At 46.8% G+C, this 16231-nt stretch carries 8 protein-coding genes; 1 reads left to right on the top strand and 7 read right to left on the bottom strand.

What is annotated here, in order from left to right:
- Positions 1–22: 22 nt before the first annotated feature.
- The 6 genes from ABIE50_RS00755 to ABIE50_RS00780 form a co-directional block, all read right to left on the bottom strand.
- Entirely contained in the window at positions 23–6037 is a 6015-nt protein-coding gene (locus tag ABIE50_RS00755) for an alpha-2-macroglobulin family protein (protein ID WP_209856874.1), read from the bottom strand.
- A 147-nt stretch (positions 6038–6184) separates the two neighbouring features.
- Positions 6185–7072, bottom strand: a complete 888-nt coding sequence (gene sucD, locus ABIE50_RS00760; RefSeq protein ID WP_209856872.1) for a succinate--CoA ligase subunit alpha — start codon at positions 7070–7072, stop codon at positions 6185–6187.
- A 221-nt stretch (positions 7073–7293) separates the two neighbouring features.
- A complete protein-coding gene (locus ABIE50_RS00765) occupies positions 7294–8109 on the bottom strand; it encodes an ABC transporter ATP-binding protein (protein ID WP_142685628.1) in 816 nt (271 codons plus the stop codon).
- 2 nt (positions 8110–8111) lie between these two features.
- Complete coding sequence (locus ABIE50_RS00770) at positions 8112–8855, bottom strand: MlaE family ABC transporter permease (RefSeq protein ID WP_142685627.1); 744 nt, start codon at positions 8853–8855, stop codon at positions 8112–8114.
- 62 nt (positions 8856–8917) lie between these two features.
- Positions 8918–9949 (bottom strand): hypothetical protein, encoded by a 1032-nt coding sequence (locus ABIE50_RS00775; RefSeq protein WP_142685626.1) that lies wholly within the window; start codon positions 9947–9949, stop codon positions 8918–8920.
- Between the two features lie 242 nt (positions 9950–10191).
- On the bottom strand, positions 10192–12507 hold the full coding sequence (locus tag ABIE50_RS00780) for an NADP-dependent malic enzyme (protein ID WP_209856871.1): 2316 nt from the start codon (positions 12505–12507) through the stop codon (positions 10192–10194).
- A gap of 145 nt (positions 12508–12652) precedes the next feature.
- Between ABIE50_RS00780 and ABIE50_RS00785 the strand changes: the two genes are divergently transcribed.
- On the top strand, positions 12653–13093 hold the full coding sequence (locus ABIE50_RS00785) for a DUF4293 domain-containing protein (protein ID WP_209856868.1): 441 nt from the start codon (positions 12653–12655) through the stop codon (positions 13091–13093).
- A gap of 77 nt (positions 13094–13170) precedes the next feature.
- Here ABIE50_RS00785 and uvrA read toward each other — a convergent pair whose 3' ends face one another.
- Positions 13171–15987 carry an excinuclease ABC subunit UvrA gene (gene uvrA, locus ABIE50_RS00790; RefSeq protein ID WP_209856866.1) on the bottom strand — a complete coding sequence of 939 codons (2817 nt, stop codon included), beginning with the start codon at positions 15985–15987 and terminating at the stop codon, positions 13171–13173.
- Positions 15988–16231: the final 244 nt, after the last annotated feature.

The raw sequence follows: 16231 nt of genomic DNA on the forward strand, positions 1-16231 counted from the left end.
CTTTACAAACTATATCACAATTTTATTCCGTCACTTTTACATTAAGCCCGCTGCTATGTGCTGAAAATTCAGGCGCATACATACACTGGGCGGTACTGATACCATTGGAAAATTTACCCTGATGAGTAACAAACAGCGTGTATTCAAACACATAGGTTCCCTTTGGCAGATAACTGAAAAAGAAATCTGTAGACGCGTCCCGGGTGCTTTCATAGTAGCTTAATCCATCCTGCCATTTGCTGCTGCTGATTACATTGGTTGGCTCAAAACAAGCTGCCCGCATGTCTTTCAGGTGAATGTATTCCATCTGCCTGTCGGCCCGCAGCACTATCCTCACTTTCACTTTGTCGCCAACTTTCAGCTCATTGCCTTCATTGATTTTTGTGAGCACCGGTCCTTTGTCGCTGTTCACTTCTTTGAACAGCTCTTTTTCCAGTACCAGTGGTGTAGCTGCAGCGGTAATTTTATCCAGGTCTTCAAAGTACTGCCAGTACACGGCTCCCCAGGATGGCTGCCCTTTGCTGCCGCTCACAGTTACGCTGATATTGCCCATATCCGGTTTCACTGCTTTAGCAGCTATTTTTTCTTTAAAATAACCGGTACCCGCTTCTTTGGCAGCAGGCCTCACCGGGGTATTTCCAAGTTGTACGGATACTTCGGGTGAAGCGGCCAGCCAGTTATCGCCCTGCAGGAGCATGGCATAGCAGGCGTCTGCAGTGGCTTTGGTGGTATGCCAGTTATTGGTTTGCTTATTCTTTAACAACCAGGTTTTCATATCTGCCACGGCGGCGGCATCCTTGCCTGCCACCTGGAAGGCTTCTATCAGCAGCGACTGCGTTTCAACAGGCGCCTGGTACCAGTTGTAACCACCGGTTACATCTTTCCAGTACATACCCATTTCTTTGCTGTTCATGGCATTCTCCTTCAGTGATTTCAGTATAGCCGCCGGCGTTACCTGGTCATTCTTTTTAAACTGCGATAAGGCTATCATTCCCTGTGCGTAGCGGCTTTGTTTTGTCCAGTATTTCTGCTGCTGTGCATAGTAAAAATCAAATGATTTCTTCATGGCAGCAGGCACCGGTTTATCGAAGAAGCTGCGGGCGTACAGGTAATGGATCTGCACCTGGCCAATCTGCTGTTCTTTCATATTGGCCTTTGTTTTTACCAGCCTGTAATAATCTTCATCCAGTTCCTTATCCAGGTAATCGATCGCTTTCATTGCCATTGCGGTAGCGGCAGGGTCTTTCTCACCGGTAAGCTGCTGTAAATGGCCCAAACCGGCTACGATATACTGTGTGAGGAACCTGTCTTCCCACATACCGGTAAACCATGGAAACGCACCATCCGGTAACTGCTGGGCAGTTAGCTTGTTCAACGCCGACTTCCTCTCCTTCTGCATCCGTTGCAGATCGAACAGCAGAGCAATATTCTTTTTTTGCTGTGCCTCATTCTTTGCCTCCAGCACCCAGGGTGTTTGCTGCAGCAATACAGATTTCAGCTCTTCATTTTTCGCCAGGTTGCTTTCCAATGCCGCTGTATCTGTAATTTTCCATTTATCGAAAATAGCTTTTAAGCCGGGTGTAGCATTACTGATATGGGTGGCCAATGCGTTGGCATAATAGCGGTTAAACACCTGCTCAGCGCATTCGTACGGAAATTCCATGAGGTAAGGCAGCGCCTGAACCGCATACCAGGCCGGGTTGCTGGTATATTCAACGGTAATACCATGTTGTACGATAGTTTGTGAAGAATCGCTGTGCAATAATTTATCAAAGGTAAAATCATGTTTGCCATCGCCACGAACCGGTAATGGCAGCGATTCTGTTACCAGCATCCGGTTGGTTAACACCGGTAATGCATTTTCTTCTCCATCGCTGAAATTCCCTGCCTGTGCGGTAATCCGGTAGATAAGGGCGCTCTGGAACCCGTGCGGTATCTGGATCGGGAAGCTCACCACTGTGCTCTGTCCTGCCTGGGCGGTGAAATGCTGCAACGGGAAAATATTCTGGAACCATCCGTCTACCGGCTGCATAGTAGTAGCATCCAGCAATTCCAGGTGTGCCTGGCCTATCAGCTGGGAGTCGGACAGGTTGCTCACCTTAGCAGTGAACTCCATTTTATCTCCCTCCCGCACAAACCGTGGCGTGTTAGGCTGCACCATCAGCACTTTTTGTGTTACAATGCTGGCGCTGGCATAACCAAAGGCCAGGTCTTTCGTATGAGCAAGGCCCTGGAAGTTCCATTTGGTAAGCGCTTCCGGAACGGTAAATTCAAAGGTGATGTTACCGTCTTTATCAGTGTGGAGATCAGGGAAGAAGAAAGCTGTTTCCTGGAAGTTTTTACGGATAGAAGGCGTTGCAGGCTCTTTTTCCTCTGCCGGGGTTTCTTCCCCTTCAGCCTTATTGGCTATTGCTTTGTCCTTTATGCTGTCATCGGCTATTGCTGCAGGTGCAGGAGCCATGGCCATTTCCTGCATGACAGGTGCATTGCCGGCCTTTGCTACAGTCTTCAGTCTTCTTGTGTCGTATTCTAACCGTCCTCCTCCCGGGTAACCACCCATATTCCAATCGAACAGGTTCAGCATTTCATATCTTTTATCTTCCGCAGCATGCGCTTTCCTTTCGGGATCATAAAGCCCTGCAGACACATCCATCTTAAAGTTCTCCCTGCCATTAAACGTAAGAAGATTATATACATATGGATAGATAGAGGGCTTATACCATTGATGCGGTACAAATTCATCAAGGGAGGCATCATACATAGATGCCAGCATTTCAGCGGCTACTTTTTCATTTTTATAACCGGAGATCTGCGCTGTCCATTTTTCTTTTTCTCCCGGTAATAATTTATCACGATGGGTGCCCAGCTTTATTTGCAGATCCTTGTTATCCCAGGGTACTGTTATGGTTGGGCCCTCTGTAAACACCCGGTTATCTTTTACAAATACATAAGCCAGCGCTATATTTCCCCGCTCGTTTTCCGTTACAGGGAAATCAAGTTGCTTTATACCGGAAAATTCAAGCGAAGAAACGATCTCTTTGGTCGTTGCTGTTCTCTTTGTCTGGATCAGGTGAATATTACCGGCGGCAGACCCCAGCAGGATAGTAGCGGTTTTCCCCGGTGATACGGTAGCGGCAGCAGGATAACTCCATAAATAAACCGGCGCCGGCAGCGCTTTGGGATGGTCATCAATTAATTCAAAAGTCGCTTTCTGTATAACGGATTCATTGTTCCTGTCTTTTGTACTTACCTCCAGCTCATAGAATCCCGGGGCCAGCTTCCTGGTGTCCAATGTCACTTTCCCTTCGGGATCGCTGGCAATGGTCTCCCGGATCACTGCTGCCTGGCGGGGCCAGTTCCTGCGATCGTCTTCATTTTTATAGATGTCTACCGGGAACGCCTGTACGTAGCTGGCCTCATCCATTACAAACTGATCAGGCGCTTCCCAATAGCGGGGACGCAGCAGGCGTTTGTTGGGCGTAAGGGGTTTTACGGCTATAGTAAGACTGGCAGGCTCAAAGCCTCCGTTCAGGTTGCGGGAATAGATCTTCAGCGTTTTAAAATCTTCCTGCTGCAGGCGATCAGGTGCGTTCACCACAATTTCCATAGACTGGTAGCCCACGCTGATAGTTTGGCTGCCACTGCGGGTTTCGCCGTTCAGATCTGTTACATCGGCGTGTACCACGTAAGTAAATACCGGTTTGGTAGCCGGGTCTACTGATTTATCGCTAAGTGCCGGGAACTTTACCAGGAAAGCGCCGTTGGCGTCTGTAGTGGTTTCGCCATGACTAATTTCCCTGGAAGATCCGTATGGAACAGCTATCTTATAAAATAACCAGGGGTAAGGGTACCTCACTCTCCGCTCCACCCGGTACGTAACTTTTCCGCCATCTATGTTATTCCCGGCAAAGGCCAGGGCTTTGGCATTGGCTGTAACGGTATCCCCTATACGATAAGTGCTTTTTACGGTATCGAACTGTACATAAAATTTAGGGCGTTTGTATTCTTCCACCTGGAAGGCCAGGTAACCGTTCCCTGTTTCATCTCTCAGGCTGTAAGCCCCGTTCATACGGCCTTCCGGCAATACAAACTTCCCGGAATAAGCGCCATATTCGTTAGTAGTTACGCTGATGGAATCAGCCTTATCGCCATTGGCGTCGTACAACGATAGGGTAGCTTTATAGTTAGTGAGCACATCGCTGCCGGTTTCATTGATCCGCTTTTTTAAAACAATTCCTTTAAAGTAAATGGTCTGGCCAGGGCGGTAGATGCTCCTGTCGGCGAACAGGAAAGTTTGCGGCTTAGGCTCCTGTTCCCGTTCGTTGTTGGTATAATAATACCGGTGTGTATCTATATATAATTCGTCCTGCCCGTTTTTCCAATACAGGCGCAGGTTGTTATTTTGTTTCATGGGCGCAGGTTTTACGCTGCCATCTTTACCGGTAGCTAATTTTTCCACCAGTGCCCATTCATCTGAATTGTTGTTCTTATTTCGCAGTACCTGGAGGTCAATACCCGCCAGCGGCTTCCCGGTAGTGCGATGAAGGGCATAATAAACATCCCCGTTTTCCAGGTAGCTGATATTTGATACCCAGGTCATTTGCATGGCCATGGGGTTATTTTTCATCTTAAACGCCGGATCGGCGCTGGATAACAGCATGTAATGCCCTGCCGGCAGGGCATCTATTTTAATTTCTGCTTTATGGGTGATATAATCCTGCGGATCGGGCAGGGCCTGTTCCCAGGATTTCATCGCGGGGCGCGACAGCATCAGCTGCCAGTAGGTATTTGCCTGGTCGCGGTAATTATTTTGCGCTTTGCGTAACAGCTTCAGAAAAGTGTCGTCTATTTTAAAGATGCGCAGGTAGATCTTGTTAATATTCTTATATCTCACCAGGGTTCTGAAGGGCAGCTCAGGAACATTTACTGATTCTGTTACCAGTTCCAGGAATTGTTCATTGATCTCATCCAGCATATAGGCACAGGCCACCCCTCCGGCGGATGCCGGGGCCAGCGCTACTGCTTTTTCGCAGATAGCTTTTGCCTTCTTCATATTATCCCCTTTGGCATCATCACCTGCATTTGCTTTCTGCATATAGTAAGCCGCCTGCATCTGCATTACAACCGTTACCTCTTTTTCGCCTGTGTAAGCCAGCGCCGCCTGGTCCAGCGCCTGGAGGTAAAGGGCGTCCTTGTTCTCCATAACGGCCACCTGGTTTATCCAGCTTATCCTTTCCACATCAACATCCAGTAATGCTGCCTTATCGCCGGCATGCAAACGGGTCAGTTCCTGCAGGATCAGCAGGGCGTGGTATTGCAGGGAAGTGCTGTCGGAACTGGTAAAGCGGTGTGCGGCAAAGGTAGCGGCAGGTGCAAAGGCTGCCGGGTCGGTAAGCTCAAACTGGTTAGCGGGATTGGTGATAGCGGCTTCTCCCGATTTAAAATACTCCAGGGCGCGGTGGGCCAGTAAATCGTACAGGGTTGGCCGTAGCTGCCGGGTATTTTCTTTAACAATAATCGCGTCAAATGCAGTGAGACTTGTTTTCTCTAGCATTTCCCGGTTAAACAGGGAAGCCTGGTAAGCGGCTGTAATTTCCTGGTGCAGCCGGTCGGCCCCCCAGGTAGTTACATCCGTTCCTTCATCACCTGCAATGGCAGTACGGTTATAAAACCTGTAGCGGTTGTATTGAAAATACCGGTACAGCATTTCCGCCCTGATGCTTTGCAGGATGGCCTTTTGAGGGCCGGTGGCAGCAGCGGTCTGTTTTTCTATTTTCTGCAGGTTCTGCAGGGTACTACTGTCATTGATCTCCGCATTGTACTTCATCTGGTAAATGAGCGCTTTGATCTGCTGAGCAGGTATTTTATCTTTTACGGCCTGGGCATAAATATCGTTGACCACCTCCAGGGCTGATTTGGGTAATCCCTTTTCTTCCAGTGCGGTGATCTTCTTCCAGGAGTTATCGTAATTGAACTGGGCCATTATCTTATTACTGCTAATGATTAAAACAATGAATATTCCGATGAATAAACGCATATAGGATCGTTATTTACAGTAAGTTACTTCTTTTACTGATGAGGATGCCAGTACAGTCGTGGTTTCCATAAAGGGGAACAAAAAAGGTGAAAAGTGTTGGAATGAATCTCCTCACTTTTCACCTTATATATTTTTACCGGCAGATAATTATGCCAGGGCTGCTGTTTTACTTAATACTTCCGCCATTGTTTTACCAATGTTGGCAGGACTTTCCACAACGTGAACCCCACATTCCGCCATGATCTTCATTTTCGCGGCAGCGGTATCTTCAGCGCCGCCAATGATAGCTCCGGCGTGACCCATACGGCGTCCCGGAGGCGCAGTCTGACCAGCAATGAAACCAACTACAGGCTTGGTGCCATTTTCCTTGATCCATTTGGCTGCATCGGCTTCCATGCTACCGCCAATTTCACCGATCATGATGATGCCTTCAGTTTCAGGATCGTTCATCAGCAGTTCCACAGCGTCTTTGGTAGGTGTACCGATAATAGGATCTCCACCAATACCGATAGCGGTAGAAACGCCTAAACCGGCTTTCACCACCTGGTCGGCAGCTTCATAAGTTAAAGTTCCGGATTTGGAAACAATACCGATCTTACCCTTTTTGAAGATAAAGCCAGGCATGATACCTACTTTAGCTTCATCTGCGGTGATAACACCAGGGCAGTTTGGTCCGATGAGGCGGGTAGTTGTACCCTGCAGGAAATTCTTTGCCTTGATCATATCCTGTACAGGAATACCTTCTGTGATACATACTACCAGGGCAATACCCGCTTCGGTAGCTTCCATGATTGCGTCGGCTGCAAATGCAGGAGGTACAAAAATGATAGAAACATCTGCACCGGTTGCCTTTACCGCATCGGCTACTGTGTTGAATACCGGGCGCTCCAGGTGTGTAGTGCCGCCTTTACCAGGTGTAACACCACCCACTACCTGGGTACCATATTCAATCATCTGTGTAGCGTGGAAAGTACCTTCTGTACCGGTAAATCCCTGAACAATCACTTTGCTATCCTTATTAACTAAAACACTCATCGCGCTTGTTTTATTGGTTTAATATTATATGTCTGATTCTTCTGGACGGCAAAAATAAGCCGATTTCCCTAATTCTGCAATTTAGTGCCTTTAAGATAAAGCTACCAATTGGTTGGGAAAATAATTGGCGGTAAATAAGGAGTACTCAGGCAGCTGGCAGTGCCGGCAAATAAAAATCCATATATTATATATTATCTTTTTTACTGATAATAAAATACCTGTTACTTTTCTCCCTGCTCTTTTTTCAATTGCTCCCGCCACTTGCCATCCTTAAATAATTCCAGCTGACGCATTTCCTTTGCTTCCCGCAGGAACTCGGAGGCAAAAATAAAGTCGTTTAATTTCTGGTCCTTGCTGAATACAATATCCTTATTGCTCCCCTCCCATTGCTTCTGGCCTTGGTACATATACACGATATGATCACCGCTTTCCATTACAGTGTTCATGTCATGGGTATTAATAACGGTAGTGATATTGTATTCCTGTGTAAGCTCTGTAATGAGCTTATCGATCAGCAGCGAGGTTTGCGGGTCCAGCCCGGAGTTGGGCTCATCACAAAAAAGGTACTTCGGGTTGAGCACAATGGCACGGGCAATCCCTACCCTTTTCTTCATTCCCCCGCTGATCTCGGCAGGGAATTTTTTTGCGGCTTCTTTTAACTGTACCCTTTCGAGACATTCAGCTACCCTGGCCTTTTTCTCTTTCAGTGTACCTTTACCGAACATTTCCAGGGGAAACATTACATTCTGTTCAACTGTCATACTGTCGAACAGCGCGGAGCCCTGGAACAACATGCCTATTTCCTGGCGTATTACCTTTTTCTCTTTTTCATCCATGGCGGTAAAGTCCTGCTTATCATACAGCACTTTTCCCGCGTCTACGCCCATCAGTCCAACAATGCATTTCATCATCACGGTTTTACCGCTACCGCTGGAGCCGATAATGAGATTTACCTTGCCGGGTTCCATTATTGTTGATACGCCCTTCAGTATTTCCTTATCCCCAAAGCTCTTTCTTATGTCTTGCAGTTCAATCATGATTACAGTAATATGGCCGTTAATGCGTAGTCCATGAATAATATCAGCACGCAGCTTACCACTACGGCAGTAGTGCTGGCTTTACCTATTTCCAGTGCGCCGCCGGTAACATTATAGCCATAGTAAGCAGATACGCTGGCAATAATAAACCCGAAAGTATAGGATTTAGCCATCGCAAAAAATACGTTATATGCCTTGAATTCCTGCCGGAGCCCCTGCATAAACTGCTCTGAGGAGATAATGCCGGATAGCACACCTGCTTCCTTTCCTCCCCATATGCCGAGGAAGCCTGCAATAGCCACCAGTACCGGTATCATCAGTACGGCTGCCAGGATTTTAGGCAAAATCAGGTATCCCTTGGTGTTGATACCCATGATTTCCAGGGCGTCAATCTGTTCGGATATCCGCATGTTACCCAGTTCCGAGGCTATTTTTGACCCGATCACACCCGCCAGTACAATACAGGTAAGTGTTGGCGCAAATTCCAGGATAATAGTGTCTCTTACCACCTGTGCGATGGTGCTCTTTGGAATAATAGGGCTTACCAGCTGATAGGCGGTTTGCAGGGTAGTTACACCTCCCATGAACAGGGAAATAATAAATACTATCCCGAACGACCCTACGCCGATATCCACACATTGCTGCATAAATTGCTTCCAGTACATCTTCATGTTTTCCGGGCGGGAAAACATGCCTTTAAGCATGAGCAGGAAATTTCCGAAATGATAGAAGAATTTGAACTCCATAACTGATCAAAGATAGGAAGGATTTTTTCAATCATATCCTAATTTAAGATTTAATACAGGGCCTAACGTAAACTACTCACCAGCAAACGCTTCAAACTGCGCTCAATAATCTCCCCCATCGTTTTACAGCGGGAAAATACGGGATCATGATAATATTCTGCCAGCTCATCTCCCAGCTGCTGGATCTTCTCAGGAAAAGAAACCCGGTCGGTCATGATCACATCCCGCAGGTCCTTGATGCGGTGCCGCTGCACTTTAATACGGCGGGCAATTACGGCACGCTCCTCCTGCTGGTACTGTTTCACCACTTCTGCATTGAGGTGCTTAATGGCCAGTTCCACAAATATGCGGTTCTCTTTAAAGTATTGGGGCATATATAAGGTACGCCTGCCCTCATAAAACTGCTGGTCAAAATCAATGGCACGGATACGGAACTGTACATCGTCAAAATCCGGCGTAATATCAAAAATGAAATTATAAGAACGCATATCACCCAGCAACCGCACAAAGCAACGCTCGTTGAATTTTACAAACTCTTTGGCTATACGTTTAGGGTTAAACTCCGGCCTGTTCAGGTAATGCAGGATAAACTGGTCGCCAGGCACCCCTGCAATATGCTCTTCCACGAGGGTATTGCCATCTATCAGGAAGTTCATCCAGTAGGGAGACAGGATATGTTCCAGTTCCAGGCCATAAATACGGGAGGCATCGGCAATTTTGATATAAAAATAGTCGTACACCTCATTGTAATTATTTACAATTTTGATCCGGAAAGGATGTGAATTCCCAAAAGTACAATAGTCGATACGCTCAATATGCAAATGCTCTTCGGCTGTCTGATCACCACCGGCTTTCAGGATGGAATATACCCGTTTCAGCCCTGCATGGATGGGGCCTACCATACTTTGCGGATAAAAAACGGTTTCCCACAACGTATCTTTTCCTTCCTTATCGTACACTGCTATTGCCTGGTCGTAATACCGCAGCTCCTCGTAAGATATAGGCAGCTTCACTTCCCGTTCATATAACTTAAGATACCTGCGGAAAGCGGAGTTGATCGGAAAAAATATCTTCTTTCGGGAAATAGTTTGCATAGAATAAATATAGCGAATTTTGTCTGACTCAGGATTAAACGCGAAGGTTGTCTGACTCAGGATTAAACTGATTACGCTGATTACGCTGATTTGATCTTTGAGGATTTTTGAATGATTTAAATGATTTGGGGAGATAGAAGCGAATCTGCTTCTATCTCCCCAAATCATTTAAAATCAAAAAGATCAAATCAGCGTAATCAGTCTAATCCTGAGTCAGACAAAATTCGCATCGCCGAAGGCGATTATTTCTTCTTCTTATCTTTATCCTTGTTGTCTTTTGCTTCGCGACAGCATTTTTCCTGCGCATCTACCACGGCAATGTTCACCATGTTCACAATTTGTCTTACAGTGCTTCCCAGCTGAAGGATGTGCACCGGCTTTTTCATTCCCAGCAGGATGGGGCCAATAGCATCAAACCCGGCTACTTCCTGCAACAGGTTATAAGCAATATTCCCTGCGGCCAGGTTAGGGAAGATGAGTGTATTTACTTCTTCTTCCAGTAATTCCGTAAACGGATAATTATCTTTCAGAATTTCTTTATTGAAAGCCATTGCTGCCTGGATCTCTCCATCTACAATGAGGGATGGGTCGCGTTGCTTCACAATTTCACGGGCCTTGCTCATGGTCTGTGCTTCCGGCGTCTGGCTGCTGCCAAAGTTGGAGTAGGAAAGCATGGCAATGCGCGGCGTCAGGTTAAAATGCTTTACTTCCTTTGCCACCATCATGGTAATGTCCGCAATTTCTTCCGCAGTGGGATTAAAGTTGACGGTGGTATCTGCAAGGAATAAAGGTCCGCGTTTAGTTTGAATGATATACATACCGGCTACACGCTTTGCACCATCTTCCATACCTATTACCTGCAATGCCGGACGGATGGTATCAGGATATTTGCGTGTTAACCCGGAAATCAGTGCATCTGCTTCTCCTGTTTCCACCATCATACAGCCGAAATAGTTACGTTCCCGCATAATTTTACGCGCTTCATAAAGGTTCAGTCCTTTACGCTGGCGTTTCTTGAAGAACAGGTCGCCAAAGCGGTGACGCATTTCCTTCATGTCTTCACTCTTCGGATCTATGATCACCACGTTGTCAATTTCGATGGCGTTTTCCAGCATCAGCTCACGGATACGGTTCTCGTTACCCAGCAGGATCGGGTAGGCGATGCCCTCATCGTTCACTACCTGTGCAGCTTTCAGCACTTTCAGGTTATCTGCTTCCGCAAATACCACCTTCCTCGGATCACGACGGGCTTTGGTACCGATGATCCTGAAGAGCTGATTATCCAGTCCCAGACGGTGATTCAGCTCATTCCTGTATGCTTCCCAATCGGTGATGGGCTTATGCGCCACGCCGCTTTCCATGGCAGCTTTGGCTACCGCAGGGGCTACCGTGCTAAGCAGGCGGGGATCCAGGGGCTTGGGAATGATATATTTAGGTCCGAAAAAAAGATTCCTTTCATTATAGGCAAGGTTCACGATGTCCGGTACCGGCGATTTTGCCATATCGGCCAGCGCCCGCACTGCTGCCAGTTTCATGGCCTCGTTGATCTGCGTAGCCCTTACATCAAGCGCTCCGCGGAAAATGTAAGGGAAACCCAGTACATTGTTTACCTGGTTGGGATAGTCGGAACGGCCGGTAGCCATAATAATATCCGGGCGTGCGGAAATAGCCGTTTCGTAAGCAATTTCCGGGTCGGGGTTCGCCATCGCAAACACGATGGGGTTTTTCGCCATACTCTTGATCATTTCCGCCGTTACCACGTTTCCTACAGACAGTCCGAGGAACACATCCGCACCTTTCAGGGCTTCTGCCAGTGATCTAATTTTAGTATTGGTGGTGAATTGTTTATGTCTTTCTGAAAGATCCTGGCGGTCTTTGTTCAACACTCCGTCTTTATCAAACATGATAAAGTTTTCCGGTTTGGCGCCCAGCGCTACGTATAGCTTTACACAAGCCATGGCAGCGGCTCCTGCGCCATTCACCACTATCTTTACTTTCTCTATTTTCTTCTTTACCAGTTCCAGTGCATTCAGCAACGCTGCGGAAGAAATGATGGCAGTACCATGCTGATCATCATGCATGATCGGGATTTTCAGCTCTTTCCTGAGCCTGTCTTCAATTTCAAAGCACTCAGGGCTTTTGATATCTTCCAGGTTAATGCCTCCGAAAGTAGGCTCCAATGCTTTTACAGCAGCTACAAAGGTATCGGGGTCCTTCGCATCCAATTCTATATCAAATACGTCAATATCAGCGAATATTTTGAACAACACCGCTTTTCCTTCCATCACCGGTTTACCGGCCTCAGGGCCTATATCTCCTAATCCCAATACAGCGGTACCATTGCTGATAACGCCCACCAGGTTACCTTTTGCGGTATATTTATAAACGTTTTCTACATCGTTGAAAATTTCTTTACACGGTTCTGCTACTCCAGGTGAGTAAGCAAGGGAGAGATCCCATTGTGATTTTGTGTCTTTCGTAGGTATAACTTCTATTTTGCCCGGCCTGCCCTTTGCATGATAATCCAACGCATCCTGCTTATTCAGTTTCTTTGCCATATAAATATAAGATTGTTATTGGGCGTGCAATATACGAAGTATTGGATTAAGGCCATCCACCCAAATAGTGGGATATCCCTTCATTATTAAGCATGCTAACCATTAAAATTACTTACTTTTACAGTGTTAAACATTCGTAAATATCATGATACAACGCATCCAGAGTCTCTATCTGCTATTGGCTGCCGCCGCAGGCGCTGCTGCTCTGTCTTTCGATCTGTGGAGAGCCACCCTTTCCAATGGTGTAAAACAATCTGTAAACGCCTCCAGCAACTATCTCCTGTTTGTACTGTACGTCGTTATCATCCTGCTGGCCCTGGTCACCATCTTTCTTTTTAAGAAACGTAAGCTACAGTTCAGGCTAACCATATTTAACATTCTTTTTGGTTTCGGAGCGCTGGCCTGGCAATATTACGTGGTACAGCAAACGGCGAATAAACTGAACAGCGGCGGTGTTTCTATCACCACGGCTTCTTATTTGCCGGCATCTTTTTTACCTATTGTTATTATTATACTCCTGTTCCTTGCCGCAAGAGGAATTTATAAAGATGAGAAACTGATCAAATCCCTCGACAGGCTGCGATAAAGCAGGAAAATCAACAGTATTAAAAAAGCCATTGCCTGCTGCAAACGCAACAGGCAATGGCTTTTAAGTTCTATTACTTATTTAAGGAATTTCCCGGTATAACTTTCTTTGACTTTTTTTAACCCCTCCGGCACCCCGGCATACAGCAGGTTACCGCCACCGGCGCCGCCTTCAGGACCAAGATCAATTACCCAGTCGGCACTCCTGATCACATCCAGGTTATGTTCAATCACCAGCACTGTATGCCCCTGGTCGATAAGGGCATTAAATGAATCCAGCAACTTCCTGATATCATGAAAATGCAGGCCTGTTGTGGGCTCATCAAAAATAAACAGGATATGTCCCTGTGCTTTACCCTTGCCCAGGAAGGAAGCCAGCTTTACCCGCTGTGCCTCACCACCACTCAGCGTATCGCTGCTTTGGCCCAGTTTCACATAGCCTAATCCCACACTGCTCAACGGCCGTATCTTGTTGCACACATCTTTTTCATCTTTAAAAAAGTCCAGTGCTTCATCTACGCCCATTTCCAGTACTTCATAAATATTTTTCCCTTTATAGGTCACTTCCAGTACTTCGTCTTTAAAGCGTTTGCCTCCGCAGCTTTCGCAGGTAAGATGCACATCGGCCAGGAACTGCATTTCCACGATCACTTCCCCTTCCCCTTTACATGCATCGCAGCGGCCGCCATCAACATTAAAGGAAAAATGCTTTGGCTGGAAACCGCGCATCTTACTCAGTTGTTGCCGGGCATAAAGATCCCGGATCTCGTCGTAAGCCTTGATATAGGTAACCGGGTTGGAGCGCGACGATTTACCGATGGGGTTCTGGTCAATCATCTCCACCTGTGTAATGTCGTCCAGCGCGCCTTTGAGTGCTTTGTGATTCCCTACCCTTTCAGCAAATTCACCTTTCAGTTTCATCAGTGCCGGATACAGGATTTGCTTTACCAATGTGGTTTTACCGGATCCGCTCACGCCACTGATCACAGTTAGTACCTGCAACGGAAAATCAACGGTAATATCTTTCAGGTTATGCTGACGGGCGCCTTCAACAGTAATAGCTTTTTTCCATTTACGGATTTTGGCCGGCGGGTCAATGGTGTACTGGCCGCTGAGGTATTTTCCCGTAAGACTTTTACTGTCTTTTAAGATCTGCGGATAGGTACCTTCAAAAATCACTTCTCCTCCCAGGTGGCTGGCCAGTGGCCCCATATCGATGATATAATCGGCTTCTTCCATCATCTGCTCATCATGTTCCACTACTACTACCGTATTGCCAAGATCGCGCAGTTCTTTCAACACCGAAATCAAACGGTGGGTATCCCGTGCATGCAAACCAATACTTGGCTCATCAAGAATGTACATGGAATTGGTGAGGTTACTTCCCAGGGTGCGGGTGAGCTGAATACGCTGGCTTTCGCCACCACTGAGGGTATTGGCCACACGGTTCAGGGTAAGGTATCCTAATCCCACATCCAGCAATGTTTTGATCCGGTGGTTGATCTCAATGAGGATACGTTTCCCGATCTGTTGTTCAAACTCATTCAGCTGCAGGCCATCAAACCATTGTTTCAGGTCTGATACCGGCATATCTACCAGCTCCGCGATATTGCGTCCGCCAACTTTTATATAGAGCGCTTCCTTGCGCAAACGTCCGCCTCCACAATCAGGGCATACGGTACGTCCGCGGTAGCGGGCCTGTAATACACGGTATTGCACCTTGTACAGGTTTTGCTCCACCATTTTAAAAAATTCGTTCAGCCCGTAGAAGTGCTCGTTGCCTGTCCAGAGCAGTTTTACCTGTTCATCGGTAAGCTCCGCGATAGGTTTATGAACGGGGAAGCCAAATTTACGGGCAGTTTTAATGAGCGCTTCTTTGTATTCGCCCATTTTTTCTCCCCGCCATGGAGCCACCGCACCTTCAAAAACGCTTAACCGTTTATCGGGGATCACCAGGTCGGCATCAATTCCCAGCACCTGCCCGAAACCTTCACAGGTAGGGCATGCGCCGTATGGGTTATTGAATGAGAACAGGTTGGGGACCGGCTCTTCAAACTGGATCCCATCCAGCTCGAAACGGTTGGCGAAATGCTGAATGTCCTTACCATCGGTTTCCACATAGCAATCGCCTTCACTTTCGTAAAACGCGGTTTGTACACTATCGGCTATACGATGTTTATCATCTTCCTCAAAATCCTTTGCTACCAGGCGGTCTATGAGCACCCATGCGTTATCGGGAACAGCTATTTTCTTCTGCTCCAGCAGCTCCTCTATACGTAACAAGCCGGTGCCCTCGCTACCGGGAACGTATAAACGGGAAAAACCTTTCTGTACCAGGATGTTCAGCTCTTCCTTCACATCTCTTTTCGCATGCCTGCGGAAAGGCGCGAGCAGTAACACTTTAGTGCCATTTTTCAAGTTTATGATGTAATCCACCACATCGCTTACTTCGTGCTTTTTTACCAGTTTTCCGGAGATGGGGGAATAGGTTTTGCCTATTCTTCCATACAATAACCGCAGATAGTCGTAGATCTCCGTCATCGATCCCACGGTAGACCGGGGCGTGCGGGTGATCACTTTCTGCTCAATTGCAATAGCGGGACAAATCCCCTTGATGTAATCCACATCGGGTTTGTTCATCCGCATAAGGAACTGCCGGGCATAAGAGCTTAAGCTTTCAGCGTACCTGCGCTGCCCTTCCGCATACAGGGTATCCATGGTAAGGGAGGATTTACCCGAACCGGACACACCGGTAACAACTACCAGCTTGCTGCGGGGAATGGAGACGCTTACATTCTTAAGATTATGTACCCTGGCTCCTTTTATGAAAATCTGGTCCTGTGGGCTAACTTCCTGAGGATCAATTCTTGTTTGTTTCTTTACTTTTGTTGCCATGACAGAACAAATTTAAGGGAAAAGATGTTAGCTCCGCGGGTCACTTTTTACAGATGTACAGGATACGCTAAAAGCTAATACCTATGCGCGGAAAGCTATTTTTTATTATTTGTTTTATTGAACTAATCTTTTATATTTGCATAGGACCAGATCTATCTCGCTGGATTTTCCGAAAATCATCTTTAACTAAAACTGTTCAATATCGCCTAAACTCTACTTAATTAAAACAACCGAACTGGCTGTA

The organism is Chitinophaga sp. OAE865 (assembly GCF_040546735.1).
Classification (GTDB): Bacteria; Bacteroidota; Bacteroidia; order Chitinophagales; family Chitinophagaceae; genus Chitinophaga; species Chitinophaga polysaccharea_A.